Raw genomic sequence first — 25484 nt, forward strand, 5'->3', positions numbered from 1 at the left:
GGTTACTCCTTGGTGATCGGGCGAGTGCCCACGATCTTCAGGTTATAGGCATCAAGTCCTAAGTATTTCGTTTGCGGGCTGTCGGTCAGCAAGATCAGCTCGCTGAGCCCCAAGGCCGACATGATCTGGGCACCGACGCCTGTGCGTTTGATCGTGCGCGGGCCATCGTCATCATCCCCATCCAGCCGCAGTTTGGGGTGTGGTTCACGGAACAACAGCACCGCGCCGCGCCCCTCTTCGGCGATGATCTGCATCGCGCGGGGCAGTTCGTCGGCGGGGCTGGGGCCCAGACCCAGCACGTCTTCTAACGCGTTCAGGGCATGGGTACGCACCAAAACCGGCGCGTCGGTCGTCAGATCGCCCTTGCTAAGCATCACGTGGTCTGTACCGGTGATCTCGTCGGCGAACACACGCATCACCCAATCGCCGCCATAGGCCGATGTGACCGTGCGCTCATCGCGCAACCGCAACAGGTTGTCGTGTTTCAGGCGGTAGGCGATCAGGTCGCTGATCGTGCCGATCTTCAGGTCGTGTTCGGCGGCAAAACTAATCAGGTCCGGCAACCGCGCCATTTCGCCATCGGGCTTCATGATCTCGCAGATCACCCCCGACGGATGCAGCCCAGCCAAACGGCTGATATCCACGGCGGCTTCGGTATGGCCTGCGCGCACCAACACACCACCGCGCCGCGCCCGCAGTGGGAACACGTGACCGGGGGTGGCGATATCCGCCTGCCCTTTGGTCTCATCAATGGCCACGGCCACCGTCAAGGCGCGGTCGGCGGCCGAAATCCCGGTACTGACGCCCTCGCGGGCCTCGATTGACACGGTAAACGCGGTTTCGTGCCGGGATGAATTGTTCACCGCCATCATCGGCAACGCCAGGGCATCCACACGTTCGGCCGTCAGAGGCATGCAAATCAGGCCGCGCCCGTGGGTGGCCATGAAATTCACCGCATCTGCATCGGCAAACTGCGCCGGGATCACCAGATCACCTTCGTTTTCGCGGTCTTCATGATCCACGAGTATAAACATACGGCCCGCACGGGCATCGTCGATGATCGCCTCAATCGGGGCGATCTTACCATGCAGATCCGTTTCAATCGGTCCGGGGGTTTCAAAAGTCATGGCGCGCGTGCCTTCCATTGCGGTCTGGCTGGCTCATATCGCAGCGCCGCGGCCTTGACCAGCCGTATGGGGCGGTCAGCTGCCCTGCATTTCCGCCAAACGCGCGACGTAACGGGCCAAGGTATCAATCTCGAGGTTAACGTCGTCGCCCACGGCAACATCGCCCCATGTGGTGACGTCTTTGGTGTGGGGGATAAAGTTGATCCCAAAATGGGTGCCATCGACCTCATTGACCGTCAAAGACGTGCCATTCAGCGCCACAGACCCTTTGGGCGCAATGAACCGCGCCAAATCAGCCGGCGCGTTCAGCAATACGCGGGTGCTGTCGCCCTCCTGCGTCACCGATACCACCTGCGCCACGCCGTCCACATGGCCCGACACAATATGCCCGCCCAATTCGTCGCCCACACGCAAGGCGCGTTCGAGATTGACGCGCTTGCCGACGGCCCAGCGGCCAAGGCTGGTCTTGCTGACGGTCTCAGCGCTGACCTGCACCTCGTACCAATCGGTGCCCAGATCAACCACCGTCAGACATACCCCGTCTGATGCAATAGACGCCCCCATGTCGATGCGGCCCGTGTCATATGTGGTTTGGATACGCACCCGCAAATCGCCCTCTTGGGTCAGCGCAGTGATCGTGCCGATATCCGTGATGATGCCCGTGAACATAAAAGCCCCCATCTGTCTTGTGTCTCACCCGAGGTAGCCGCCCTGCACAGGGCTGACAAGCCCCAGCGCTTGCCCGACCTTATAGAAGCTGACATAGTTTCCGTGGGTGGCAGGACAAAACGGAAAACAAACTTGACCAAAAACCGTGCCCAGGGCTCCGACCGCACCTTTTTGTTTTTACAAGGACCGCACGGGCCGTTTTTCTACCAATTGGGGCAAAAGCTGCAAAACACCGGCGCTGCGGTCTGGCGCATCGGGTTCAACATGGGCGACCGTATATTTTGGCCCAACCGGCGCACCTATATCGCGTACCGTGCCCCGCAAGACAGCTGGGAAGCGACACTAACAGCGGTTCTTGATGAAAAATCCATCACCGATATCGTCCTTTACGGCGACACACGCTGGATGCATGCGGCGGCCATCATGCAGGCGCGGGCACGCAACATCCGCATACATGTCTTTGAGGAAGGCTATCTGCGTCCCTACTGGGTGACCTACGAACGCGATGGCTCCAACGGACATTCGCCCCTGATGGACATGCCGCTGACCACAATCCGCGCCGCACAAGCCGATGCCACCACCGACGCCGCCATTCCACCGTGCCATTGGGGCGACATGCGACACCATGTGTTTTACGGCGCGCTGTATCATGGCTTTGTGATGCTGCTGAACCAACGGTATCGGCAATTTCAACCTCATCGTGCCCTCGGCGTGGCGCAGGAATTCCGGCTTTATTTGCGACGGCTCGTTTTCATGCCGTTGCAGGCCGCAGAACGCCGGGCTGCCACCTACCGAATCAAACGGGGCGGGTTCCCCTATCATCTGGCGCTGTTGCAACTGGATCACGATAGCGCCTTTCAGGCCCACAGCCCCTTTGACACCCAAACCGCATTTCTGGATCTGGTGATCACCCAGTTTGCCAAAGGTGCCCCGGCCCACCACCATCTGGTGTTCAAAGCGCACCCGTTGGAAGACGGGCGCACTCCGGTGCGGCGCGACATCCGGCGGCTGGCGCGCGCAGCAGGCACCGCCGATCGCGTCCATTATTTGCGCGGCGGCAAATTGGCAGGCATTCTGGCCGAGGCCCGAAGCGCCACCACGGTGAATTCCACCGCAGGCCAACAAGCTCTGTGGCGCGGAATTCCGCTCAGGCCATTTGGCACCGCCATTTATAATAAACCCGGCCTGATTTCGGACCAACCGCTGGCTGCGTTCTTTGCCAACCCCGCGCGCCCCGACCACGACGCCTACCGTGATTTTCGGCAGTTTTTGCTGCAAACCAGCCAGCTGCCGGGCAGTTTTTATGCCAGCCGTGGGCGCACACAATTGTTGCGCGGTGTGGTGGATCAGATGCTGTCTGCCCGTGGCCCCTACCAGATCAACCTCAAGGCCAGCGCGACTGATCCGCAACAGTTAACGCTGGTGCGCTAAGACAACGATCTGCGCAGGCTGGATTTTCCATCCAAATACCGTTAGTCTGACCGCGATAGCCGGGGCAAACCCGGCACGCTGAGGCAGATTTCGAATAGGTCGAGGAGACCGTGCAGTGACAACTTCCGGTTTTCGGTGGGTGCGCCCCATTGCCCTTGTGACAGCTTTGGCTGTGCTTGTGGGCTGCGGTTTGCCCCACGTTGGGCCAAACAAACGCCAGATCTACGAAGGGTCTGTGCAAAAACAGGGCGACGCATTTGTGGTCACCGTCAATGACCGTGTGACCCGTGCGATTGCCGTTGTGCCTGCGCTTGGGTTTTCACGAGAGTTCATTGCCGCCCCGCCGATTGGGTCAGACACCATCCGCCCCGGCGACATTCTGGGCCTGACCATATGGGAAAACGTCGATGACGGGTTGCTGGCGGGGGCCACCAGCAACGCCACCTTGCTTGAATCGGTTCAGGTGGACGGCGATGGATTTATTTTTGTCCCCTACGCGGGCCGCATTCGCGCAGCAGGCAATTCACCCGAAGCGATCCGCCGCATCATCAGCACGCGGCTGGGCGAACAAACCCCTGACCCTCAGGTTGAGGTCCGCCGCCAAGCGGGAGACGGGTCGACCGTGTCGCTAACAGGTGCGGTCGGCGGCCAAGGTGTCTACCCTATCGAACGACCCACCCGGACACTATCAACCATGTTGGCCAGCGCCGGGGGCGTGACCATCGAACCCGAAATCGCCCAAATCACCGTGATCAGGGGCGGCGCACGCAGCCGTATCTGGTTTCAAGACCTCTATAACCACCCCGAACTTGATATCGCCTTGCGCGGCGGCGACCGCATTTTGGTCGAAGAAGACACCCGGTCTTTTACCGCGTTGGGGGCCACCGGCACACAGGCCCGCGTGGCGTTCCAATCGCAAAACCTGTCGGCGCTTGAAGCCATCGCACAGGTGGGCGGCCTTGTCTCCGCCACATCCGACGCAACGGGTGTGTTTGTGTTTCGCAACGAACCCGCAGTGGTAGCAGGCGAGGTCCTGGGCCGTGACGACCTGATCGGGGCGCAGCGCATGATCTATCTGCTGGACCTGACCAAACCCAACGGGCTGTTCATTGCGCGTGACTTTGTGATCCGCGACAGCGATACGTTATACGTCACCGAAGCGCCCCTTGCCCAGTGGAACAAAGCGGTTTCGGCGGTGTTTGGGTCCTTGGTGAGCCCTGCGGCCTCGATCGACCAACTGGCGAACTGACGGCGCGGATGGGCCCACCGCGCGCCCCAACGCCCCGTCACCTGTTTGTCTATAACGGTGGTTTCCTGACCCAAACCCGCGTCCGCCGTATCCTGCACCTAAGCGGGTACCGCGTGACCCTTGGCCTACCCAAATCTGACGGTCTCGTGGGCGTCTGGGGGATGCGCCCCACCGCGCGTCGGGGTGAAACCATCGCCGCGCGCCGCAACGCCAAGGTCGTGCGTATCGAAGACGCGTGGCTGCGGTCGCTGCATCCCGGCCGTGTCAAAGAACCCCCGCTGGGGCTGCTGATTGACCACACAGGCGTGCACTACGACCCCGCCGTTCCCTCGGACCTTGAAACACTGCTTAGCACACATCCGCTGGATGACACGGCCCTGTTGGACCAGGCGCGCGGGGCCATCGCCCGCATCAAAGACGCACACCTCACAAAATTCAGCGCCGTTGATCCCACGCGCGCCGCCCCGCCCCCCGGATATGTGTTGGTGTTGGATCAAACGCGCGGTGATGCGTCGGTCACGGCCTGTGGCGGCAACAGAAACCGCTTTTTGGAAATGCTGTTTGTCGCCCAAGACGAACACCCCGGCGCGCGCATCGTGGTCAAAACCCACCCCGAAACGGTCGCCGGGTTCCGGGCGGGGTATTTCGACCCCAACGACCTGTCTGACCGGATCAGCTTTATCTCTGATCGCATCAGCCCGTGGACCCTGTTTGAAGGCGCGATTGGCGTCTACACCGTGTCGTCGCAGCTGGGGTTCGAGGCGATCTATGCAGGCCATAAACCGCGCGTCTTTGGCCAGCCTTTCTATGCCGGTTGGGGCCTGACCCACGACGAATTTCCCGTGCAACGGCGACAACGCACCCTGACCCGCGCGCAACTGTTTGCAGCCGCGATGATCCTTTACCCCAAATGGTACGATCCGTTCCAAGATCAGCTGTGCGACCTGACCACAGCGGTCGAAACCGCCGCCGCCGAGGCCCGCGCGTGGCGCGAAGACCATCGCGGGTGGGTCGCATCGGGCATACGGCACTGGAAACGCACCCCCATGCAACGGATCTTTGGCCGCCAAACACCAGTGCGTTTCCTCGATGACCCCGCGCGCGCGGCGGCCACAAACCGCCCGCACATGGTCTGGGCCAGCCGCGCCGGCCAAAGCCATAGCGGCGCTATCAACGTCGAAGATGGGTTCATCCGGTCGCGCGGACTTGGGGCGGATCTGGTTGCGCCGATGTCATTGGTGTTGGATGATTTGGGCATCTACTACGACCCCACTCACCCCAGCCGCCTTGAACGATTGATCATAGATCGCACCGTGTTGCGCCCCGACCAAGAGGCCCGCAGCCGCGCGCTGATCAAGGTGTTGGTCGATCAAAAGATCAGCAAATACAACCTTGATGGCGACATCGCCGCGCTTCCTGAAGGGCACCGCATTTTGGTTGTGGGTCAGGTCGAAGACGACGCGTCGATCACCACGGGCACCACGACCACGCGCAGCAATCTCGACCTGCTGCGCGCCACCCGTGCGGCAAACCCAACAGCGCGATTGATCTACAAGCCCCACCCAGACGTCGAAGCAGACCTGCGCCCCGGTGCCTGTGATGGCAGCGAATTGGCCGATTATATCGCCGCGCACGCAGAGGTGTCTGCCCTGCTGGATCAGGTGCAAGAGGTCTGGACGATGACGTCGTTGTTGGGGTTTGAGGCGCTCTTGCGCGGGGTCTCTGTAACCACCTTGGGCGCGCCGTTTTACGCAGGCTGGGGCCTGACAACGGACCTAGGCGCGGTGCCTGAGCGACGTGTGGCCACCCCGACGCTGGCGGGGTTGGTGCATGCATGTTTAATCGACTATCCACGCTATATCGACCCGCTGACAGGGGGGGCCTGCCCCGTCGAAGTCGCCGTGCGGCGGCTGGTCACCGGGGAGCTGCCCCGACGGTCTGCGGGCAATCGCGTGTTGGCAAAATTGCAAGGGATGGTGGCGGGTCATGCGCACCTATGGCGACGTTAACCCTGCATGCCCCGGCGCCAGATATGCGCGACATCGCCACCCACAGGATGGCTCTGGACCAGATCAAACCGGGCGGCCTGCGCCAAACGGTTGACCCCCAAGGCACCGACCGATGGCAGGCCTTCGGCGCCGATAACCACGCCTGCGGTAAACCCAACCAGCACATCCACGAGATCGGCCTCGATCAGGCTCGCGGCCAATGCACTGCCGCCTTCGCAGAACACCCGCGTCAGCCCGTGCATTGCCAACTGTCGCAGTATATCGCGCGCATCCAACTGCCCGCCAGTTGCCGCGCAAGGCAAAAGCGTCGCGCCCAAATCTTGCCACGTCTTGATCAACGTCGCATCGGCATCATGGCCGTGGCAGACGATCACAGGCGTGTCTTTGGCGGTCCGCGCCAGCGTGCTCAGCAACGGCAGATCTAATCGGCGGCTCACGACCACGCGCGCCGGTTGCGACGCCACCCCTAGATCACGCACCGTCAGGCTTGGATCGTCTTTGCGCGCCGTCCCGCCGCCCACCATCACCGCGTCATGGCGCGCGCGCAGCGCATGTACAAACCGGCGCGCGTCGGGCCCGGTGATCCATTTGCTTTCGCCCGTGCCCGTGGCGATCCGGCCGTCAAAACTGCTGGCTAACTTAAGCGTCACAAAGGGGCGGTCCAATTCCACCCGTGCAAAAAATCCCGCGTTGTCATCTAGCGCACGGCTTTCGAGCACCCCGGTTTCAACGGCAATACCCGCATCGCGCAACATCTGTTGGCCCCGCCCGTTCACCCGTGGGTCTGGGTCTTGTGCGGCAATCACAACACGCGCGACGCCTGCGTCAATCAACGCCTGAGCGCAGGGGGGTGTTTGGCCGTGGTGCGCACAGGGTTCCAGCGTGACGTAAACATCGGCGCCGCGCGCGCGATCAGCCGCCTGCGCCAACGCCAGTGGTTCTGCGTGTGGGCGGCCACCGGGTTGTGTCCACCCCCGTCCAACCACACGGCCACCGTTAACAATCACACAGCCAACCGCCGGGTTAGGCCATGTCCGCCCCCAGCCACGCCGCCCCAAAGACAGCGCCATTGCCATGTATCGCGTGTCGACGTTCACTCGTCCGACGGGACGTCGGGGCGCAGTTCGCTGACGAATTTATCAAAATCATCCGCCGCCTGAAAGTTCTTGTAAACGCTGGCAAATCGCACATACGCAACGGTATCGATCCGTGCCAGGGCTTCCATCACGATCTCGCCGATCGTCGTCGATGGAATGTCTGTTTCGCCCATGCTTTCCAGACGCCGCACAATGCCAGAGATCATCTGATCAATGCGTTCTGGGTCAATCGGGCGCTTTTGCATCGAAATCCGGATCGAGCGTTCCAATTTATCGCGGTCAAAATCTTCGCGTTTGCCATTGGATTTGATCACAACAAGGTCGCGCAGCTGCACCCGTTCATAGGTGGTGAACCGCCCGCCGCAGGCCGGGCAAAACCTGCGCCGCCGGATCGAGACGTGATCTTCGGCGGGTCGGCTGTCTTTGACCTGCGTGTCAATATTTCCGCAAAATGGGCAGCGCATGGGCCGTTCCCTTCTTTTTATCCGCCTCTTTTGTTGGATCGGCGCCCAACTTATCCACACTTATAGGCAAATGCCTAGGTTTTGGGTAGAGCAGAAATGCCCGCCCCGCATGTGGTAGTTCCCGCGGTGCTTAGCTGCCACACAGAAACGACATCGCGATGCTGCGCCGATGCGATCTGTCGCGATGTTCAAAGACGTAAATCCCCTGCCAAGTACCCAATGCCATCTGCCCATCCACCACGGGGATCGACAGATGCGTCGGCAAAAGGGCCGCCTTGATATGGGCCGGCATATCATCGGGGCCTTCGTAGGTGTGGGTCAGATAGGACATCGAAGGGTCGTTCGCGGGCGGCACGAGGCGTGCAAAGAAATGGGCCAGATCGGTCTGCACCTCTGGGTCGGCGTTTTCCTGGATCACCAGACTGGCCGATGTGTGGCGGATGAACAGCGTGAGCACCCCAGAACCGTCAAGCCGTGGGATTTGATCTGTGAACTCATAGAGGCCTTGGCCATGGGTGCTTATGGTGATCTCAGCCGTTTGGCTGCCGCTCACCGAAAGAGCCTTTCGCCCTGTTCGTCGATCACCTGTTTGGCTTTGCGGAAACAAGCGGCCTGCGCGTCTTCTAGACCTTGGATCGTGTCCGCGCGGATCAACTGGTGGCTGCGCGGCTCTCCATCCACGTCCTTTTCGATCAATGCCGAAACCCGGTACGTGTTGCCTTCCGCAACCGGCGTCGCCGTAACCCGAAACCCTTGATACGTTTCCACCGGCGCCTCTGGCGCGCTGGCCTCAGCCCCACCACCGAACAGTTTTTTGAAAATTGACATATCCGCCCTCCATTCGCTCAAAGCTAATTTAACTCGCTGAGTGTTCTGTGGAAAGGTGAGATAGCCAAGGCTTTCGATCTAGACAGAAAAGACAGCGACCCTCGCGCATCTCGTTGTGATAACGGACACAACAAAGGGCAAATTAGCTATCAAGTGCCTCCCGGATAATCCCCGTTGCCGTGCCCCATGCGTCAATTGACACTTGAAGAAACCACAATCCAAAACCGATCAACAGCAACGCAAATACGCATTCAAACAGTCGTCCAAACGAAAACCGTCGCCGGGACCTCATTGTCTTTTTACGGCAATCAACAGCCACAGAAAAACCCAGAGCCATCATCAATGCTCCGAACCCCAGCCCCAAAACCACACCGGACAACCGAAAGAAAAAATCAGCTTCCAATCGCCAATCTTCAGCATCAAATGCAGCGGCAAAATACTGGAGCGAAAACCCGTAGGCCACAAAAGGGGACAATACCAGCGCTGCAAGGCCCCCTGAAATGACAGGAAGCACAAAAGGCACGGGTTTTTGTTGCCGAGATCGTCGTTGAGCTGCTTTAAGGTTGAGCTCCCGACGACCCTTCACTGATCCAAGAAGCTCCGCAGTTTGCGTGACCGGCTAGGATGCTTGAGCTTGCGCAATGCTTTTGCCTCGATCTGGCGGATACGTTCACGGGTCACACTAAACTGCTGACCGACCTCTTCGAGAGTATGGTCAGTGTTCATCCCGATCCCGAACCGCATACGCAGCACACGCTCTTCACGCGGCGTAAGCGAGGCCAAAACGCGTGTTGTTGTTTCCTTGAGGTTTTCCTGAATGGCACTGTCCAACGGCAGCACGGCATTCTTGTCCTCAATGAAATCACCCAACTGGCTATCTTCTTCGTCGCCAATCGGTGTCTCAAGGGAAATGGGCTCCTTGGCGATTTTCATCACCTTGCGCACCTTCTCAAGCGGCATCTGCAGCTTTTCGGCCAATTCTTCGGGCGTCGGCTCGCGGCCGATCTCGTGCAGCATCTGACGACCGGTCCGCACCAGCTTGTTGATCGTCTCGATCATGTGCACCGGAATACGAATGGTGCGCGCCTGATCCGCGATAGACCGCGTGATCGCTTGACGGATCCACCACGTCGCATAGGTCGAGAATTTGTACCCGCGACGGTATTCGAACTTATCCACCGCCTTCATGAGGCCAATGTTACCTTCCTGAATAAGATCAAGGAACTGCAGCCCACGGTTGGTGTATTTTTTCGCAATCGAAATGACCAAACGCAGGTTCGCTTCGACCATTTCTTTCTTGGCCTGCCGGGCTTCTTTTTCGCCCTTTTGAACCTGCTGCACAATGCGGCGGAATTCCGAAATATCCAGACCAACGTATTGTCCGACCTGCGCCATATCGGTGCGCAATTCTTCGACTTTTTCAGCTGACCGTTCAATGAACATCTGCCAGCCACGGCCCGGCTTTTCAGCCATCCGCTCCATCCAGTTCGGATCGAGCTCATAGCCACGGTATTCACCGACGAATTCGCGCCGGTTGATCCGCGCCTGATCCGCCAGTTTCACAATGGCACTGTCGATTTGCATGATACGACGGTTGATGCCGTAAAGCTGGTCAATCAACGCCTCAATACGGTTGTTGTGCAGGTGCAGATCGTTCACCAACAACACGATCTCGGACCGCAGCTGTTGGTACAGCGCCTCGTCGGCTTTGCTGAAACTGCCGTCTTCGTTCAGGGTCGCCGAAATCCGGCTGTCCTGCATTTCGCTCAGCTTGACGTAATCATCCGCGATCGTATCCAACGCCTCAAGCACCTGTGGCTTCAGCGCGGCTTCCATCGCGGCCAGCGACATGTTGGCCTGCTCGTCTTCGTCATCGTCATCGTCTTGGGCAATTGGGTTGCCATCAGCATCGAGCTCGGGGCCCGTGTCTTCCTTTTTCTCGGCCGCGCCATCTGCGGCCACTACGGGCTCGTCCACAGAGCCCTCTTCATCTAGCTGATTGCCAAATGTGGCTTCTAGGTCGATGACATCACGCAACAAAATATCTTCAGACAGCAATTCGTCGCGCCAGATGGTGATCGCCTGAAAGGTCAGCGGGCTCTCGCAGAGCCCCGCGATCATCGTATTGCGGCCAGCTTCAATGCGCTTGGCGATCGCAATCTCACCCTCGCGCGACAATAGCTCGACAGAGCCCATCTCGCGCAGGTACATCCGCACCGGGTCGTCCGTCCGGTCCAACTTTTCAGAGGTGCCAGACCCAAGCGTGACCTCACGGGTACCTTCGGTGGTCGCCAGCTCGGTCGAGCCTTTGTTCTCTTCTTCCTCGGCGTCTTCGTCTTCGATGATGTTGATGCCCATCTCAGACAACATCGACATCACGTCTTCGATCTGCTCCGAGCTCACCTGATCAGGCGGCAAAACGGTGTTCAGCTGATCGTAGGTGATATAGCCCTTTTCACGCGCCTCACCGATCATCTTTTTGACGGCGGCCTGGCTCATATCGAGCGTGTGGCCTGTTTCCTGATCATCAGATTTTGATTCGGTGTTGCTGTCTTTGGCCGCCATACACTGCTCCTCACGCGTCTCGTCGATTCGCTTGCCCGAATCACTAGGGAATCATCTAGTGGTTTTGGGCGATTCGGCCACCCGTTTACCGTCTTTTTCTCGCGGTTTCCCGTTCAAATATGGTTAACCGACCGGTTTGTGGTGTTTTCACACGCCACACCGCACTTCAAAACGCCACATCGTCACAAACCGATTCGCAAAGATGCGGCCCAATCCACCCGCTATTGACTATGACTTGCCGGATCTTTCAATCTTGATCTGCCCTAGCAGGTCGTCCAACCGCCGCCGTTCATCCCGGCTCAAGACGGCCCCATTGTCGGCGACATCATATTCCGCGTTATCTTCCTGCCCGCTCCTGAGCGCCTGATCGACGGCCTTCGCCGCCTCCACCACACTCCAGGTACCGCTCTCAGTTTCGTCGCTGAAAATGTCCTCTTCAAATTCTCGCGTGCCCGCATCCAAACGATGCGCTGTGTCGAGGCGCTGTAAATTGTCAGCAACTGTCAGCTTTGCGTTTTCCAGATCGTCAGGGTTGCGGATGCACGGCACCAACGACACATGGCGCTGCATCAGGATGTTTTCAAGAGCATACGGCCCCATCGCATCCATAATCTGCCCGCGCAGCGCATCACGATCCGCCCCGATGTGACGCAAAATCAGCGCCCGTATCTGCGCGTGATCTGGGTCAACACACCGCATCTGTTCGATCCCCCCCTCGAACTTTTCTATGATCTGTGGGCATGTGACCAGCACCGCCAAAATAACGGCTTCGCGCAAATGTTCGGTGGTGCGGGCGTCCTCGGACTGCGCCAACATCGACGCCTTCGTGGTCGACAGTGCCGCCGCCGGCGCACTATGCCACGCGCCCCCGCCAGACTTCCTGCCTTGCGGTTTCGAGCCCCGTTGCGGGCGAAACAATTGCCACCGCAGGTCCTTGATATCTTGGCCATAATGGCTGCGGATAGACGGATCTTTGATCAGGGTGATCTTGTCGCGCAACGTCTTGTCCAACGCGGCTTTGCGTTCTGGGCTATCGAACACTTTGCCTTCGGTTTCACGCTGCCACAGCAGGCGCACCATGGGCATCGCCTCGTCGAGCAGCTTTTGCAGGGCCGGCGCACCCTGTTCGCGCAATAAATCATCCGGGTCCTTGCCCGGCGGCATCATCGCGAACCGCAACGACCGCCCTGCCTCAAGCAACGGCAACGCCAGATCAATCAACCGCAGCGCCGCACGTAACCCTGCGGTATCGCCATCCAGCGCCACAATCGGTTCAGGCGCGATCCGCCACAACATCTGCAACTGGTTTTCCGTGATCGCCGTGCCCAAAGGCGCCACCGCCGCCTCAAACCCCGCCGACGCAAGCGCGATCACATCCATATACCCTTCGGCTACAATCAGGGGGTGCCCCTTGCCCGCTGCCGTGCGCGCGGGCCCCTGATTATAGAGGCTGCGCCCTTTATCAAACAATTCGGTCTCGGGGGAATTGAGGTATTTGGCGTTGTCGTTTGGGTCCATCGCGCGCCCACCAAAGGCGATCGCCCGCCCGCGCGCATCGCGAATGGGGTACATAATCCGGCCCCGGAAGGTATCGTAGGGTTTGCCCCCCTTGGACGACGGTTTCGCCAACCCCGCACCCAAAATCAACTGGTCGTCGACGTTCTTGGCCTTAAGGTGGTCCCAAAGGCCCTGCCATTGGTCCGCAGCAAAGCCGATTTCCCATCGGTCCAAGGTGGCGGCATCAAGGCCCCGCCGGTCCAGATAGCCCCGCGCCGCCGTCGCAGCACCTGTATTCAACTGCAGGCGAAAGAACTTGACCGCGAGTTCCATGACATCGGCCAATTCGGTGCGTTTATCGGCCTTTTGCTGGGCTTGCGGGTCGCGCGCGGGCATCTGCATCCCGGATTCGCGCGCCAAAATCTCCACCGCCTCCATGAAACCCACATTTTCCGTCTCACGCACAAACGAAATCGCATCGCCCTTGGCGTGACACCCAAAGCAGTAATAAAACCCTTTGCGGTCATCCACGTGAAAACTGGCAGATTTTTCCTGATGGAACGGGCATGGCGCCCACATGTCGCCCTTGGCCTGATTGGATTTACGCGCGTCCCATATCACCTTGCGCCCCACCACAGAGGTCAGGCTCAGCCGCGTGCGCAATTCGTCCAAAAATCCGGGTGGTAAGCTCATGGTGCAAGTATCCGTCTGGCGGCGGCCAGAGTCTAGCCGCCTTTACACCCAATCCTTGGCCAACTGGCGGCTATTGCGCCAAACACGCGTCTTTCCAAACCGCCGCCAAATCCGTGTTACGCACCTCTTTGCGCGACATCTCATAGATCCACGGGGTGACCAACGGTATCGCGTTGTTGAATTTCTCGGGCCAACTTGGGGTTCCCGCCAAAACGGTCTCTTCGACCTTGCGTTCGCGCACGCGGTCTAGTCTGGCCTCGCGGACCGCCGATACGACGTCTGCCTGATAGCCGCAGCTTAGCTCTTTTTCGCTTTGGGCCATCGCAGGCAGGGCTGCCACAACGAAAGCCACCGCTGTAATAAGACGCAACATGATGTACTCTCCACTTGTTAGTCACATGGTGCATGTTTACCCGCGCACGGCGCCCGCGGCCATAGCCCGTTTGCCCCCTTTGACCTGATAAGACGCGCAGAACCGCCGTTTGACCCAAGATAATGGGGTTATTCGCGATATGCCGCAGTGCGATCTTCGGCGCTGATCACATGCGGGGGGCTGACCGGCGCACCAGTGGCATCAAAAAACGGGTTTTGGCGCGCCGTACCATTCAGGTAGGCGGACAACGTGCGTTTCAAAATGCCGCCCAACATCCGCGCCAAACCTTTGTCTTTGCGCGCACCACCCGGCCGCGCCATCTTGGTGAACCCAAAGGTTGTGACCTTGCCAAAGGGCGCGTGCGTTTCAAAAAGCGGCCGCCACATACCCGCAAAGGGTATCTTTGACGTACTGGGCGTATTAGCCAGCGGCGTATTGCAGCACGCCGCGTACCAACGGTTCAATCCCTTGGGCGACAGCCGCAAACACGCGATCTGATCAGCCCCTTGGGTGATATCGACCTGCGCAGGCAACACCTGAACCAAAGGACTACCGCCCCCCGGTTCCAGCGCATCTAGCTGCCCCATGTGGCGCGCAAAGGCCCGACAGTCAGAACAATAGCAGATCAAGTGGCAACACTTCGCAGGCGCCGCATCACGCACCACGCCCTGCAAAGTGCCGCATGCACAAGAAAACGCGACATCAGCCATATGCCCTCCCCCAAACCAAACTGCAGTCATGACCACCCGGTGCGGTCATGACTGTCTGGCAATAAGGCTACGGCACGTCGGTCTGGGTCACAAGCCTTTCGCTTGATAGCTGGCCGCCACTTTGCCGATCGACACCAAATAGGCGGCGGTGCGCAGATCATGCACATCATCGCGCCCGTGCCAGACGTTCGCCATAGAATCGTAGGCGATCCGCATGGTGTCGTCTAATCCCGAACGCACCAATTCCAATTCGCCAGCCCCGCGCAGATATTTCTGTTTGAAGTCAGGGCTGAGCTCCCAGTTAAAACCCTTGTCGCTCGACAAACGTTCCAGTTCGTTGACAATCAACTCGTGGCGCGATTCCTCTTGGCGACGCCCCATCCGACCGAACCGAATATGGCTGAGGTTTTTGACCCATTCAAAATAGCTGACCGTCACCCCCCCTGCGTTGGCATACATATCGGGGATCATCACGACCCCCTTGTTGCGCAAGATCTCGTCGGCTCCCGCAGTGACCGGGCCGTTCGCCGCCTCAATGATCAACGGCGCTTTGATCCGGTCCGCATTTTGCAGATTGATCACCCCCTCAAGCGCGGCAGGGATCAAAATATCGCAGTCTTCTTCCAAAAGCACCGCACCATCTTTGACAAAATTACTGTCGGCATAGCCCGCAAGGCCGCCATGCTCTGCGATCCATGTGCGGATCTCTTCGACGTCCAGCCCCGCAGGGTTAAACAAGGCACCGTCCCGTTCGATGATGCCGGTGATGATGCTGCCGTCCTCGTCGCGCAGGAATTTCGCGGCATGATACCCCACATTCCCCAAGCCCTGCACAATGACGCGTTTGCCATCCAGATTACCGCTGATCCCGGCCTTTTTCAGCCCTTCCTGATCGCGGAAGAACGCGCGCAATGCATATTGCACACCGCGCCCCGTCGCCTCGACCCGGCCGGCGATGCCTCCTGCGTTAATGGGCTTACCCGTCACACAGGCGTTGCCATTAATATCGGTGGTATGCATGCGTTTATATTGATCCGCGATCCAGGCCATCTCGCGTTCGCCGGTGCCCATATCGGGGGCTGGCACGTTCTGAGACGGGTTGATCAGGTCACGTTTGATCAGCTCATAGGCAAAACGGCGGGTGATTTGTTCCAGTTCATGCTCATCCCAGGCCCGTGGATCGATGCACAACCCCCCTTTGGACCCTCCAAACGGGGCCTCAACGAGCGCGCATTTATAGGTCATCAACGCCGCGAGCGCCTCGACCTCATCTTGGCTCACCCCCATCGAAAACCGGATCCCGCCTTTTACAGGTTCCATGTGCTCCGAATGCACCGACCGATACCCCGTAAACGTATGGATTTGCCCGCGCAGCCGCACGCCAAACCGCACAGTATAGGTCGCATTGCAAACCCTGATCTTTTCCTCCAGCCCCGGTGACAAATCCATCAGACCTATGGCGCGGTTAACCATCTGATCAACGCTGTCTCTAAAACCCGGCTCTGCACTGTGTTGGTTCAATGTCTTTCTCCTGCTGACAATGAGTGTTCTGCATCTGATGCCATTTCACCCTATGCGGGTAGGTCGCTATTTGCCAGTTTTTTGGGCGAAATATAAACATCCCGTGAAAACAACGCCGGTGACGCGAAAACCCATGATCTGACATTACGTATCTGCCCTCTAATATCCTGCATTTCCGTTAAATTTTCGCGACTTTTCGAGGCAATCGAGAGGGTGCGCCTGCTTTTGGTCATAAAGATATGACACAGTTCGCGCTAATTTATTGCAGCACTTGCCGCTGCCTGGCTCGCACAGTTGGTATGAACATGACGTCTACATCATTGGAAAAACCGGGTGACCCCTGTGCGTCGCAGCCGCTTTTGGTGCATTTTGCGCGCAATGAAGACGGTGTGATCACTCTTTTTTCCATCGTTATGATGCTGCTCATGCTTATGGTCGCGGGCATCGGTGTCGACCTGATGCAAAATGAAATGCGCCGGACAACGCTGCAAAACACTATCGACAGGGCCGTGTTGGCCGCCGCCGACCTTGATCAGACGCGCCCCGCGACGGACGTTGTAGAAGATTACTTTAACAAAACCGGCCTGAGCGAATTTTTGGTGGCGGTGAACCCTGATGTGTCGATCGGTTCGCGCAATGTCACCGCCGAAGCATTCATGCGGTCAGACACGCAATTCATGTCGCTGCTGGGCGTAGATACGCTGCCTGTGCCCGCCTACAGCCAAGCCATCGAAGATGTGCCCAACGTCGAAATATCGCTCGTGCTTGATTATTCACAGTCCATGGCGTCCAATTCCAGGATCGAAAACCTGCATTTTGCCGCCAAGGCGTTCATCGATATTGTTTTGGCAGGGTCCGCACAGCAAGCGACATCAATTAACCTGGTCCCCTACGCGGGTCAGGTTAATCCGGGCCCTTGGATGTTCAACAGACTTGGCGGCACACGCTACAGCGCCACAGCCCTTGATCAAGCCGATGGGGGCATCCCCGAAATCTACAGCCACGTGCAATTGGCTGACGGTGAAACCGGGGGCGTCGGATCTGACCCAACCTTGCGATATGTCTACCCGAACACGTCCTCCTGCCTCGAATTCGCAGACGGCGCCTTTGCGCGTGACGATCTACCCGTCAGGCCCTACGAACAAACGCCCTATTTCGATGGTTGGTCAAATCCAAATAACCCGCTTTATTACAGCCTCAGCGACGAAGAGGCCGCCGCCGGCCAAAGCGCCGAACGTGTTACCAATGAATATGGCGTCGGCGTAAACGAGATCGGCTTTGGCTGGTGCCCCGAAGACATCACAGACATCCTCTATGCCTCCAACAATGCAACCGAGCTCAAGCGCCGCATCGAAGGCAGCCCCATGTATGACGGCACCGGAACACCCTATGGTATGAAGTGGGGGTTGGCCTTGCTGAACCCTGCGGTTCAATACCTGTTCAACGAAATGTCAGGGGCATCAGTTGGCCTTGTCTCGCCTGAGTTTGCCAACAGACCCAGCGCCTTTGATGACACCGAAACCGTCAAATACATCGTGTTGATGACCGACGGAAACATCACACAGCAGTTCCGCCCCCCAGATTACAACGCCCCAGAAAACACAACCACATCCGTCAGGTCACACAATTGGGGTAGTCGTGACATCCTTACGACCTACGCCGAAAACATCACGTTTTTCGAAGCTCAATGCGACTTGGCCAAACATGCCGACCGCAATATCGTAATCTACACCATCGCGTTTGAAGCCCCCACCCAAGCGCAAAACCAGATGAAAGATTGCGCCTCCAGCGACAGTCATTTTTTCAACGCCAGTGGCCCCGACCAAATCGCCGCGGCGTTCTCGACAATCGCGCGCCAGATCAATGAACTGAGATTGACCCAATGATCCAACGTATCGCGCACCGCCTCAAGCGTTTCACCAAAGACGACGAAGGCCATATGCTCATCGAATTTGCGATCATCGTGCCGGTGATCTTTAGCCTGTTTTTGGCATCAGTCGAATTTGGCATCTATTCCATGCGGCAAATGTTCCTAGACCGCGGGCTAGATATGACCGTGCGCGTGATCCGGCTAAACACAGGCGTTGATCTCGACAACAACGGCGAAGTGGACTTGGATCACGACACCGTAAAACAGATGATCTGCGACAATTCCGGGTTTCTCAACACCGGGTCCGCAAACAATTGCGACACCACATTGCGCCTTGAAATGGTCGCCATCGACCCTTTCAACTATGTGGGCTTGTCGGAGGATACCGATTGCGTCGACGTCTCCCAAGCCGTGAACCCGCCACGAGGTTTCACCAATGGCGCGGAACACGAACTGATGATGCTCCGGGCGTGTGTGAAATTTGACCCCGTCTTCCCCACAACAGGCCTTGGGCGCGCCTTCGAAAAAGACGGCGCGGGGCAGGTTTCGATGATATCAATGTCGGCCTTCGTACAGGAACCGGTCTGATGGGGAAAACCTCTCAAACGCATATCCGCCGGGGATTGCACCGGTTTGCACGTCGCGAACATGGCAATGTTACGTTAGAGACAGTGATCATAGCCCCAATCCTTTTTTGGGCCTTCATGGCGGTGGTGGTCATTTTCGACGCCTACCGCCAACATAGCATCAATCAAAAAGCGGCCTACACCATTGGCGATATGATCTCGCGCGAAGACCGCGCGATTGGGCCCACTTACCTCAGCGGGACGCGCAATCTTTTCGACAGTCTGGCCCGGTCGGCAGAACCCTCTAGCATCCGGGTGACTTCGGTGCGCTATGACGCGGACAACGATCTCTACCTGCGCAACTGGTCAGGATCTATTGGCAATATCGAAAGCGCCACAGAAGCCGAAGTGCAAGGTTGGGACGAACGGCTTCCGATCATGCCCGACGACGAATCCATCACCGTGGTCGAAACCTGGTCGCGCTATGCCGCGCCGTTCAGCGTGGGCATCAATGATCACGACATCCAGAATTTCATCTTTACCCGCCACCGCAGCAGCGGCGTGAACACTTGGGACAGCGACGCGTAATCAGGTCTCGGCACGGTCCGCCAGCATCACTGCGATCATCTCTGCCATATATTTGGTCTGGCGCCCGGGCGTCATGCCCCCCACGCCAACCCGCCGCCCAACCCGCCACCACAGGCCCGGCCGCCATGTGCGCGCACCATTCACCTCGTGCAGCTGCAACAAAAACCCGTTGGACGGCTTAAACGCAAAAGTCCCGCGATCAATGCCCACCATGTTGTCGACCTTGGCAATCACCACGCCGCCGCTGTCACGCAATTCTGTGCGGGTCAGTTCCAGCACATGCGCCGTCGACCGGCGCATCGCATCCGCCACAGCCAATGCGATCACCCCCAGTGCGATCAAAAACACCTGCCACCCCACGCTGGGTGGACTGGTGAAAGCCACGTAGATGACCAACACCCCCAAAAACGCCAACAACCCGATCCCCATCAGCCGCCGGCCGGCAGAGGCTTGCACGGTCGCCAACACTTCGGTTTCGTTTGCATCGTGCATGATTGGGCGCCTTTTGGTTTGGGTTGGGGCGTCCTACCCTGCGCCGGGCCTATCGTCCACCCGTGTCAACGCAGACCCCATCTGGTTCAGACTGCCGGGGCGGTACTCTGATCGCGCCGCCAATCGCACACGGACACTGCCATCAAGGTCCTGCACCCGGCCCGGTCCATCGCGCCACTGCAATAGGTTTGGCCACACCCTGTAGACCCAACCATAGTCGTCAATCTCCGAGGTGGGCGCGGCGGCATCCACCGCCACCTGCGGGATCGCCGTGCCGGGTTTCAACTGCAAACCTTGTGCCATCGCCCCCTGCCAAACCCAATTCAACGTCAATTCCGTCAAGGCGCGGGTCTCGGCGGAGCCCCCAACAATCGCATGATCCCCAATGAACCATGTCTGTTGATAGGGCCGATCGCCACGCTGATCGGCCCCATTCAGACCGGCCTGCCCGTCCGTATTATCAAGGTTGTCCCACAGGCTGGGCGCATAGGTTTTGCGGCGCTCGTCCAACGCAACCGCATGGCGGGCCGCTTCCACCAGGTGCGACAGGCTTGTATCGTGAAATTCATACCGCGTGTTCCACCAATCGGCCACACGCCCCAACAGACTGGACGGAATGCCAAGCGCGCCGACCGTATCCCAGACGCCCAGATACGCGATGCGCACCAGACAACTGTCATCCCCGCGCGCCATCACATCACTCTGACTGGTGGCGTATCTGGGCGACAAAACCCTGCGCGCGGCCCGTATATGCGGCGCATCTGGGGAATTTTCCGCCCCGCGCCGCCGATACAATCGAAACGCGCGGCGCAAGTTGGATGCCGTTGGATCCGCAAGAATGCCACATTTGCGGATCAGGCCAACCAAGGACCGCGCCGTGTAGGCCCCCCGCGAAAACCCAAAGATCACGATCTTGTCGCCCGGTTGGTAGCTGCGGCATAGCGCCTGATACGCCCCCAAGATGTTCCGGTTGAGGCCCCATCCAAACAGCCCGCCGCCCAGTTTGTCGACCCACCGGCCAAATGCGCCGGTGCGCCCGGTGCCCGCGCCAACGCCTTCAAAGTACATGATCTTTTGTTGGTCACTGCGGTCGCATGCCTCTGACAGGCGCAAAACATGGGTCTTTGGGCCACTGTTCACCGAGCTCCACGTGCCGTCACAGAATATCGCGATATGAGCCATTTGCCATTCCCCTTTTCGCCCTAGACATGGCATGGAGAGGCATCGCATCTTATTAACCCATCGCGCGCTGGGGCGAAGCTCGCCTGCGGTGCACTAAAAAAGGACAGGTCGCATGTCTTCACCCCGCCTTGCCATTGTGACCTTGGCGCTGACGCTCGCATTCGCCGTCTCACCGCTGCTTGTTGCCGACTTCAACGGCTTTGACGCAGACCAATTCCCGATCCCACAGGTGAACCCGCCCGTGCAACCAGCGGGTTACGCGTTTGCCATATGGGGGGTCATTTATCTGTGGCTGATCCTTGGGATGGGGTTTGGCGTGTTGCGCCGCGCCCATGACCCCGACTGGCAGCCTATGCGCAAACCGCTGTGCGTATCACTTGCCATCGGCGCTATCTGGTTGGCTGTGGCCGCGCATAGCCCGCTCTGGGCCACGGTGTTGATCTGGGCGATGTTGGTTAGCGCGCTTGTCGCGCTTTACCGCGCCCCGGTCCAAGACCGCGCATGGGCGGCGTACCCGCTGGGCTTTTATGCGGGGTGGCTCAGCGCTGCGAGCTGCGTGTCATTGGGGCTGATCACCGCAGGTCACGGACTGCTGGCGCAGAACACCGCCGCGATGGTGTTCATCTTTGCGGCTCTCGTGCTGTCGTCGGGGGTGCAATCCACGCTTCGTCGCGCGCCCACATACGGCATCGCCGCAATCTGGGCGCTGGTCGCGATCGTCGTGCACAACCTGTCCGGCGATCCTGTAGTAGCAGCCTTGGCCGGCGGCGGCGCCATCGCATTGGCCCGGCCAACCTTCAAAGCATGGCGCGCAGAACGCCCCTTACCCTAGGGTCAGTCCTTGCGTCGCCCGTCTGTGTGTTTGCGCAATTTCGACGGCGGTGCTTTTTTGCGCCCCTTATAGGGGTTCGCATCGTTTTGCCCGCGCATCCACAACCGAATCGGTGTGCCCGGCATGTCGAAATCCAACCGCAGACCATTCACCAAATATCGGCTATAGCTTTCTGGCACTTTGTCGGGGTGGCTACACATCACCACAAACCCGGGTGGGCGCGTTTTGGCTTGGGTCATATAGCGCAGTTTGATCCGTTTGCCTTGCGGCGCGGGGGGCGGGTGCGCCTCGACCATACCAGCCAGCCAGCGGTTCAACTGGGCCGTTGTCACCCGCCTGTTCCAGACTTCATAGGCGCGCAAAATCGCCGCGTGCAGCCGGTCAAGGCCCCGCCCCGTCTTGGCCGACACCGTGATAAGAGGCGCGCCGCGCAACTGCGGCAGCAACCGCTCAAAGCTCTCTTTGAGCTCTTTTAGTTTGGCCTGTCTGTCCTCTTCGACGTCCCATTTGTTCACCGCGATCACCACCGCGCGACCTTCACGTTCGGCCAAATCCGCGATACGCAAATCTTGCTGCTCAAACGGGATCTCTGCGTCCAGCAGCACCACAACGACCTCGGCAAACTTCACCGCCCGCAGACCATCACCCACCGATAGCTTTTCGAGCTTCTCCTGAACTTTCGCCTTTTTGCGCATGCCCGCCGTGTCAAAAATACGCATGGGCAGGGTCACGTCATCCGGCCCCTGCCAATCTGTGCGCAACGAAATCGCATCGCGGGTGATCCCAGCCTCGGGGCCCGTTAACAGACGATCTTCGCCTAAGATCTGGTTAATCAGCGTGGATTTCCCCGCATTGGGGCGCCCAACGACCGCCACCTGCAACGGCTTTTTGGCGGTGGGCATCTGAAAGGCGGCTTCCATGTCGCCATCGTCTTCATCCAGCGCAACATCCGTTTCGGGAGCGTCATCGCGGGCACGTTCGGCAAATTCATCAGCCAGCGGCATCAGGTGGGTATAGAGATCGTTCAGCCCCTCACCATGTTCGGCCGACAACCGAATGGGTTCGCCCAAGCCCAGCGAATAGGCCTCGATCACGCCCGCATCCGCCGCAGAGCCTTCGCCCTTGTTGGCCGCAAGGATCACATGCGCCGACCGTTTACGCAGGATATCGGCAAACACCAAATCAGACGGCGTAATCCCGACGCGCGCATCGACCATAAACAAACAGATATCGGCCATATCCACCGCGCGTTCGGTCAACCGCCGCATCCGGCCTTGCAGGCTGTCGTCGGTGACCTCTTCAAGGCCCGCGGTATCAATCACGGTAAACCGCAGGTCGGCCAGACGCGCGGCACCTTCGCGTAGGTCGCGCGTCACACCGGGCTGGTCATCGACAAGCGCCAGACGCTTGCCCACCAAACGGTTGAACAAGGTGGATTTGCCCACATTGGGCCGCCCCACAATGGCGAGGGTAAAAGACATGACTGGGCTCCGAAGACCGGGATAAAGGGGCGCTTTACCCTACATGGGCGTCAACGAAAAGCGTGCAATTGCCCTTTTGACGATACAACGTACAGGACGCCCCCCGCCACAACCGGTGCCGTGGTCGCCCCACCGGGGATATCGACCGTGCTCAACAAGGCCCCGCTGGCCGGGTCAAACGCACGCAATTCGCCATCGTTAGAGGCCACATAAATGCGCCCCCCAGCCAAAATAGGCCCGTGATGGGCAAAGATTTCGGCGCGGCGACGGGGGCGTTTTTTCACAAAGTTCGGCAACGGCGTGCCCCATACGCGGGTGCCATCGGCGGCGTTGATCCGCAGCAATTCACCCAAGTCGGACAGCACGAACAGGCTGTCTCCGACGGGCAAGGCAGGTCCCACGGCGCCTTCACGCGCTGTCCATTCGCGCGCGCCAGACCCGAGGTTCAGCGCCACAATCCGCCCCGATTGGTTGCCCACATAGACCCGATTGCCCGCGATCACCGGCGCGCCTGTTACATCGCCAACCGTGCCCAAGGCTCGCGCGAACCGTTGCCCCAAGGCCGATGCGTCCCAGCGGCGCAATCCGCCTCGGCGAAACACCGCCTGGACCTCGCCGGACCCAAAGGCAAAAACCGCCAAATCACCTGAAATCGCGGGCGCGGGGCCACCCAGGATGTTATTGATATCGGGGGATGCGCTCAGTTGCCATTCGATGCGGCCGTCTTCGGCCCGCAAGGCCCATCCCGTATCATCGCCCGACGTCGCATACACCAAGTCGCCAAAGGCCGCAGGTCGGCCTGACCCCGTCCCTTCTAGGTCTTGGTGCCAGATTTCAGCGCCCGTTTTCGCATCCAGCGCGACCAACGCGCCATAGCCCAGCGACACAAAAAGCCGCCCGTCTTTGTAGGTTAGCCCACCGCCGGTCGCGGCCCCGGCATCGTCGTTGTCCGAAGACACATCGCTGCGCCAGACGGTATCGCCATTGGTTGACGTGGCGGTCACCAAGGTCTGCGCGTCCAAGGTATAGATCAGCCCACCGGCCACGACAGGGTCTGCGGTAATCCGCTCTTTGCGGCCATCGCCCGCGCCGATGTTCGCCGACCACACGGGTTGCAATGCGGTGCCCAAAGCGGGGTGCGACACGCGGAAATCCGGTGACCCTGTGCCTTGGGTCCAGTCGCTGTTGTTTTGAACGGCAGGCAGTGAAATGGCGCGCGATGCGTCTTGGGTTTCGGCGGACAATGCGCCCGCGTCTGCATCCGAGATAACAGAGCGAATGTTCTCGCGTTTTCCCGGTAAAATCGTGTCAGGTTCTGTACATGCGGTCAGTAAGGCGGCCGCTGCCAGCACTGCAAAGGTGACCTTGCCCCGGAATGGGGTTTTGTGAAATTGCGTCATGCCTTGCTCGCTTTACCTATACCGTCGTCCACTGCGCCGCCCTCTGATGCCAAGTCCGTAGGATCAATTCCCCGAAAGCGGCAGATTATCCAGATCGGGTGCGCCTCCCAGCGACACAATCACCTGTAAGGCACGCTGTTGCAAGTCCGAGGTCACGCTCGCATCCCGAAGAATCGCTTGGTACCCGTCGATGGCGGCTTGGGTGTCACCTTCGGCCACGTCGATCAGCGCCAATTGTTCTTGCGCCAATAGGCCCAGCGGTGTGCCCGTCGTTGCCAGCGCCGAAAACTGCTGGCGGCGGGTCGCGGCATCCAACGTCTCAGATTGCAACGTCAGCGCCTTGAAGCTCGCGATTTGGCGGTAGATCGCATCGACATCCGGGTCGATCGCAACGGCATTCAGCGCGTCAACTGCGGTCGCCGTGTCGCCGGCCTCTTGTGCGGCGGCAGCGGTCAACAAGGCCACCAACGCCTGCGCCTTTGGGGTGCCGGCCTCGAGTGTGGCCAGAGCCGCTGACCGGTCTTGGGGGTCGGGTTGGCTCAGTGCACTTAGCACACCGTCGCCCAACGCCTGCGCATCGGCGCGCATCGACGCTTTGCGATATTCAGACCACGCAGCCCCCGCGACGATCAAGACCACAGCAAGAAGCCCGATCCACCCATAGCGGCGTAGATAGCCGTACAGACGGTCGCGGCGGACCTCATCATTGACTTCGTCGATGAAACTTTCTGTGTCGCTCATAAATACCTGCCGGGTTGGACGTTGGCCCCTCTTAACGCGGCAACCGGGGCAAGCCAAGGCCCGGCGTCACCGACAACACAGTCGACCATTGCCATAAGC

At 59.3% G+C, this 25484-nt stretch carries 24 protein-coding genes; 7 read left to right on the forward strand and 17 right to left on the reverse strand.

Going from position 1 to position 25484, the window contains the following annotated elements:
- Positions 1-2: 2 nt before the first annotated feature.
- Positions 3-1127, reverse strand: a complete 1125-nt coding sequence (gene ribB, locus ABJH13_RS06650; RefSeq protein ID WP_348405436.1) for a 3,4-dihydroxy-2-butanone-4-phosphate synthase — start codon at positions 1125-1127, stop codon at positions 3-5.
- Between the two features lie 75 nt (positions 1128-1202).
- The gene (locus ABJH13_RS06655) at positions 1203-1796 is read right to left on the reverse strand and encodes a riboflavin synthase (RefSeq protein ID WP_348405437.1); all 594 of its coding nucleotides are present in this window, start codon (positions 1794-1796) and stop codon (positions 1203-1205) included.
- Positions 1797-1928: 132 nt separating this feature from the next.
- Between ABJH13_RS06655 and ABJH13_RS06660 the strand changes: the two genes are divergently transcribed.
- From ABJH13_RS06660 to ABJH13_RS06670, 3 genes are all read left to right on the forward strand, one after another.
- Complete coding sequence (locus tag ABJH13_RS06660; protein ID WP_348405438.1) at positions 1929-3227, forward strand: capsular biosynthesis protein; 1299 nt, start codon at positions 1929-1931, stop codon at positions 3225-3227.
- A 115-nt stretch (positions 3228-3342) separates the two neighbouring features.
- A complete protein-coding gene (locus ABJH13_RS06665; protein ID WP_348405439.1) occupies positions 3343-4476 on the forward strand; it encodes a polysaccharide biosynthesis/export family protein in 1134 nt (377 codons plus the stop codon).
- A gap of 8 nt (positions 4477-4484) precedes the next feature.
- Complete coding sequence (locus ABJH13_RS06670; protein WP_348405440.1) at positions 4485-6485, forward strand: capsular polysaccharide biosynthesis protein; 2001 nt, start codon at positions 4485-4487, stop codon at positions 6483-6485.
- On the opposite strand, the gene ribD is transcribed toward ABJH13_RS06670, so the two are convergent.
- The 10 genes from ribD to ABJH13_RS06720 all read right to left on the reverse strand — a co-directional run bounded on the left by ribD (position 6482) and on the right by ABJH13_RS06720 (position 16185).
- A complete protein-coding gene (ribD, locus tag ABJH13_RS06675) occupies positions 6482-7582 on the reverse strand; it encodes a bifunctional diaminohydroxyphosphoribosylaminopyrimidine deaminase/5-amino-6-(5-phosphoribosylamino)uracil reductase RibD (RefSeq protein ID WP_348405441.1) in 1101 nt (366 codons plus the stop codon). The genes ABJH13_RS06670 and ribD overlap by 4 nt on opposite strands.
- Entirely contained in the window at positions 7579-8046 is a 468-nt protein-coding gene (gene nrdR, locus ABJH13_RS06680) for a transcriptional regulator NrdR (protein ID WP_348405442.1), read from the reverse strand. Before nrdR ends, ribD begins: the two co-directional genes overlap by 4 nt.
- A 130-nt stretch (positions 8047-8176) precedes the next feature.
- Complete coding sequence (locus ABJH13_RS06685) at positions 8177-8599, reverse strand: secondary thiamine-phosphate synthase enzyme YjbQ (RefSeq protein WP_348405443.1); 423 nt, start codon at positions 8597-8599, stop codon at positions 8177-8179.
- Entirely contained in the window at positions 8596-8874 is a 279-nt protein-coding gene (locus tag ABJH13_RS06690) for an HlyU family transcriptional regulator (protein WP_348405444.1), read from the reverse strand. The genes ABJH13_RS06685 and ABJH13_RS06690 overlap by 4 nt, the downstream gene beginning before the upstream one ends.
- A gap of 142 nt (positions 8875-9016) precedes the next feature.
- Positions 9017-9460 (reverse strand): hypothetical protein, encoded by a 444-nt coding sequence (locus ABJH13_RS06695; protein WP_348405445.1) that lies wholly within the window; start codon positions 9458-9460, stop codon positions 9017-9019.
- Positions 9457-11439 carry an RNA polymerase sigma factor RpoD gene (rpoD, locus tag ABJH13_RS06700; protein ID WP_348405446.1) on the reverse strand — a complete coding sequence of 661 codons (1983 nt, stop codon included), beginning with the start codon at positions 11437-11439 and terminating at the stop codon, positions 9457-9459. Before rpoD ends, ABJH13_RS06695 begins: the two co-directional genes overlap by 4 nt.
- Positions 11440-11667: 228 nt before the next feature.
- Positions 11668-13629, reverse strand: coding sequence for a DNA primase (gene dnaG, locus ABJH13_RS06705; protein ID WP_348405447.1), 1962 nt, complete (start codon positions 13627-13629; stop codon positions 11668-11670).
- Positions 13630-13699: 70 nt separating this feature from the next.
- Entirely contained in the window at positions 13700-14002 is a 303-nt protein-coding gene (locus tag ABJH13_RS06710) for a hypothetical protein (protein ID WP_348405448.1), read from the reverse strand.
- Between the two features lie 128 nt (positions 14003-14130).
- Positions 14131-14712 (reverse strand): DUF6151 family protein, encoded by a 582-nt coding sequence (locus ABJH13_RS06715; protein ID WP_348405449.1) that lies wholly within the window; start codon positions 14710-14712, stop codon positions 14131-14133.
- Between the two features lie 87 nt (positions 14713-14799).
- Entirely contained in the window at positions 14800-16185 is a 1386-nt protein-coding gene (locus ABJH13_RS06720; protein WP_348405468.1) for a Glu/Leu/Phe/Val dehydrogenase, read from the reverse strand.
- A 353-nt stretch (positions 16186-16538) separates the two neighbouring features.
- On the opposite strand from ABJH13_RS06720, the gene ABJH13_RS06725 reads away from it, so the two are divergent.
- Genes ABJH13_RS06725 through ABJH13_RS06735 form a run of 3 tightly spaced genes read left to right on the forward strand, consistent with a single transcriptional unit; the run spans position 16539 to position 19257 of the window.
- The gene (locus tag ABJH13_RS06725) at positions 16539-18119 is read left to right on the forward strand and encodes a TadE/TadG family type IV pilus assembly protein (RefSeq protein WP_348405450.1); all 1581 of its coding nucleotides are present in this window, start codon (positions 16539-16541) and stop codon (positions 18117-18119) included.
- A complete protein-coding gene (locus ABJH13_RS06730) occupies positions 18116-18691 on the forward strand; it encodes a TadE/TadG family type IV pilus assembly protein (RefSeq protein ID WP_348405451.1) in 576 nt (191 codons plus the stop codon). The genes ABJH13_RS06725 and ABJH13_RS06730 overlap by 4 nt, the downstream gene beginning before the upstream one ends.
- Positions 18691-19257 (forward strand): hypothetical protein, encoded by a 567-nt coding sequence (locus tag ABJH13_RS06735; RefSeq protein ID WP_348405452.1) that lies wholly within the window; start codon positions 18691-18693, stop codon positions 19255-19257. Before ABJH13_RS06730 ends, ABJH13_RS06735 begins: the two co-directional genes overlap by 1 nt.
- Here the strand turns inward: ABJH13_RS06735 and ABJH13_RS06740 are convergent, their stop codons facing one another.
- The gene (locus tag ABJH13_RS06740) at positions 19258-19749 is read right to left on the reverse strand and encodes a hypothetical protein (RefSeq protein WP_348405453.1); all 492 of its coding nucleotides are present in this window, start codon (positions 19747-19749) and stop codon (positions 19258-19260) included.
- A 33-nt stretch (positions 19750-19782) separates the two neighbouring features.
- A complete protein-coding gene (locus tag ABJH13_RS06745) occupies positions 19783-20931 on the reverse strand; it encodes a DUF2235 domain-containing protein (RefSeq protein WP_348405454.1) in 1149 nt (382 codons plus the stop codon).
- Between the two features lie 112 nt (positions 20932-21043).
- On the opposite strand from ABJH13_RS06745, the gene ABJH13_RS06750 reads away from it, so the two are divergent.
- Positions 21044-21763 carry a TspO/MBR family protein gene (locus ABJH13_RS06750; RefSeq protein ID WP_348405455.1) on the forward strand — a complete coding sequence of 240 codons (720 nt, stop codon included), beginning with the start codon at positions 21044-21046 and terminating at the stop codon, positions 21761-21763.
- 2 nt (positions 21764-21765) lie between these two features.
- Here the strand turns inward: ABJH13_RS06750 and der are convergent, their stop codons facing one another.
- The 3 genes from der to ABJH13_RS06765 form a co-directional block, all read right to left on the reverse strand.
- Positions 21766-23244, reverse strand: coding sequence for a ribosome biogenesis GTPase Der (gene der, locus ABJH13_RS06755; RefSeq protein WP_348405456.1), 1479 nt, complete (start codon positions 23242-23244; stop codon positions 21766-21768).
- A gap of 50 nt (positions 23245-23294) precedes the next feature.
- Positions 23295-24644, reverse strand: a complete 1350-nt coding sequence (locus tag ABJH13_RS06760) for a PQQ-binding-like beta-propeller repeat protein (protein WP_348405457.1) — start codon at positions 24642-24644, stop codon at positions 23295-23297.
- 63 nt (positions 24645-24707) lie between these two features.
- Positions 24708-25385: a hypothetical protein gene (locus ABJH13_RS06765; protein ID WP_348405458.1), complete on the reverse strand. Its 678-nt coding sequence runs from the start codon at positions 25383-25385 to the stop codon at positions 24708-24710.
- Positions 25386-25484: the final 99 nt, after the last annotated feature.

The sequence above is a fragment of the Roseobacter sp. genome (assembly GCF_039970775.1).
Lineage (GTDB): Bacteria > Pseudomonadota > Alphaproteobacteria > Rhodobacterales > Rhodobacteraceae > Roseobacter.

What these genes read in the sequence shown, in the direction of transcription:
- ABJH13_RS06655 (WP_348405437.1), bottom strand. Translation starts at nt 1,796, where the DNA reads ATGTTCACGGGCATCATCACGGATATCGGCACGATCACTGCGCTGACC.
- ABJH13_RS06720 (WP_348405468.1), bottom strand. Translation starts at nt 16,185, where the DNA reads ATGGTTAACCGCGCCATAGGTCTGATGGATTTGTCACCGGGGCTGGAG.
- ABJH13_RS06690 (WP_348405444.1), bottom strand. Translation starts at nt 8,874, where the DNA reads ATGTCAATTTTCAAAAAACTGTTCGGTGGTGGGGCTGAGGCCAGCGCG.
- ABJH13_RS06710 (WP_348405448.1), bottom strand. Translation starts at nt 14,002, where the DNA reads ATGTTGCGTCTTATTACAGCGGTGGCTTTCGTTGTGGCAGCCCTGCCT.
- ABJH13_RS06670 (WP_348405440.1), top strand. Translation starts at nt 4,485, where the DNA reads ATGGGCCCACCGCGCGCCCCAACGCCCCGTCACCTGTTTGTCTATAAC.
- ABJH13_RS06765 (WP_348405458.1), bottom strand. Translation starts at nt 25,385, where the DNA reads ATGAGCGACACAGAAAGTTTCATCGACGAAGTCAATGATGAGGTCCGC.
- der (WP_348405456.1), bottom strand. Translation starts at nt 23,244, where the DNA reads ATGTCTTTTACCCTCGCCATTGTGGGGCGGCCCAATGTGGGCAAATCC.
- ABJH13_RS06750 (WP_348405455.1), top strand. Translation starts at nt 21,044, where the DNA reads ATGTCTTCACCCCGCCTTGCCATTGTGACCTTGGCGCTGACGCTCGCA.
- ABJH13_RS06760 (WP_348405457.1), bottom strand. Translation starts at nt 24,644, where the DNA reads ATGACGCAATTTCACAAAACCCCATTCCGGGGCAAGGTCACCTTTGCA.
- ribB (WP_348405436.1), bottom strand. Translation starts at nt 1,127, where the DNA reads ATGACTTTTGAAACCCCCGGACCGATTGAAACGGATCTGCATGGTAAG.
- ABJH13_RS06715 (WP_348405449.1), bottom strand. Translation starts at nt 14,712, where the DNA reads ATGGCTGATGTCGCGTTTTCTTGTGCATGCGGCACTTTGCAGGGCGTG.
- nrdR (WP_348405442.1), bottom strand. Translation starts at nt 8,046, where the DNA reads ATGCGCTGCCCATTTTGCGGAAATATTGACACGCAGGTCAAAGACAGC.
- rpoD (WP_348405446.1), bottom strand. Translation starts at nt 11,439, where the DNA reads ATGGCGGCCAAAGACAGCAACACCGAATCAAAATCTGATGATCAGGAA.
- dnaG (WP_348405447.1), bottom strand. Translation starts at nt 13,629, where the DNA reads ATGAGCTTACCACCCGGATTTTTGGACGAATTGCGCACGCGGCTGAGC.
- ABJH13_RS06740 (WP_348405453.1), bottom strand. Translation starts at nt 19,749, where the DNA reads ATGCACGATGCAAACGAAACCGAAGTGTTGGCGACCGTGCAAGCCTCT.
- ABJH13_RS06745 (WP_348405454.1), bottom strand. Translation starts at nt 20,931, where the DNA reads ATGGCTCATATCGCGATATTCTGTGACGGCACGTGGAGCTCGGTGAAC.
- ABJH13_RS06735 (WP_348405452.1), top strand. Translation starts at nt 18,691, where the DNA reads ATGGGGAAAACCTCTCAAACGCATATCCGCCGGGGATTGCACCGGTTT.
- ABJH13_RS06730 (WP_348405451.1), top strand. Translation starts at nt 18,116, where the DNA reads ATGATCCAACGTATCGCGCACCGCCTCAAGCGTTTCACCAAAGACGAC.
- ABJH13_RS06725 (WP_348405450.1), top strand. Translation starts at nt 16,539, where the DNA reads ATGACGTCTACATCATTGGAAAAACCGGGTGACCCCTGTGCGTCGCAG.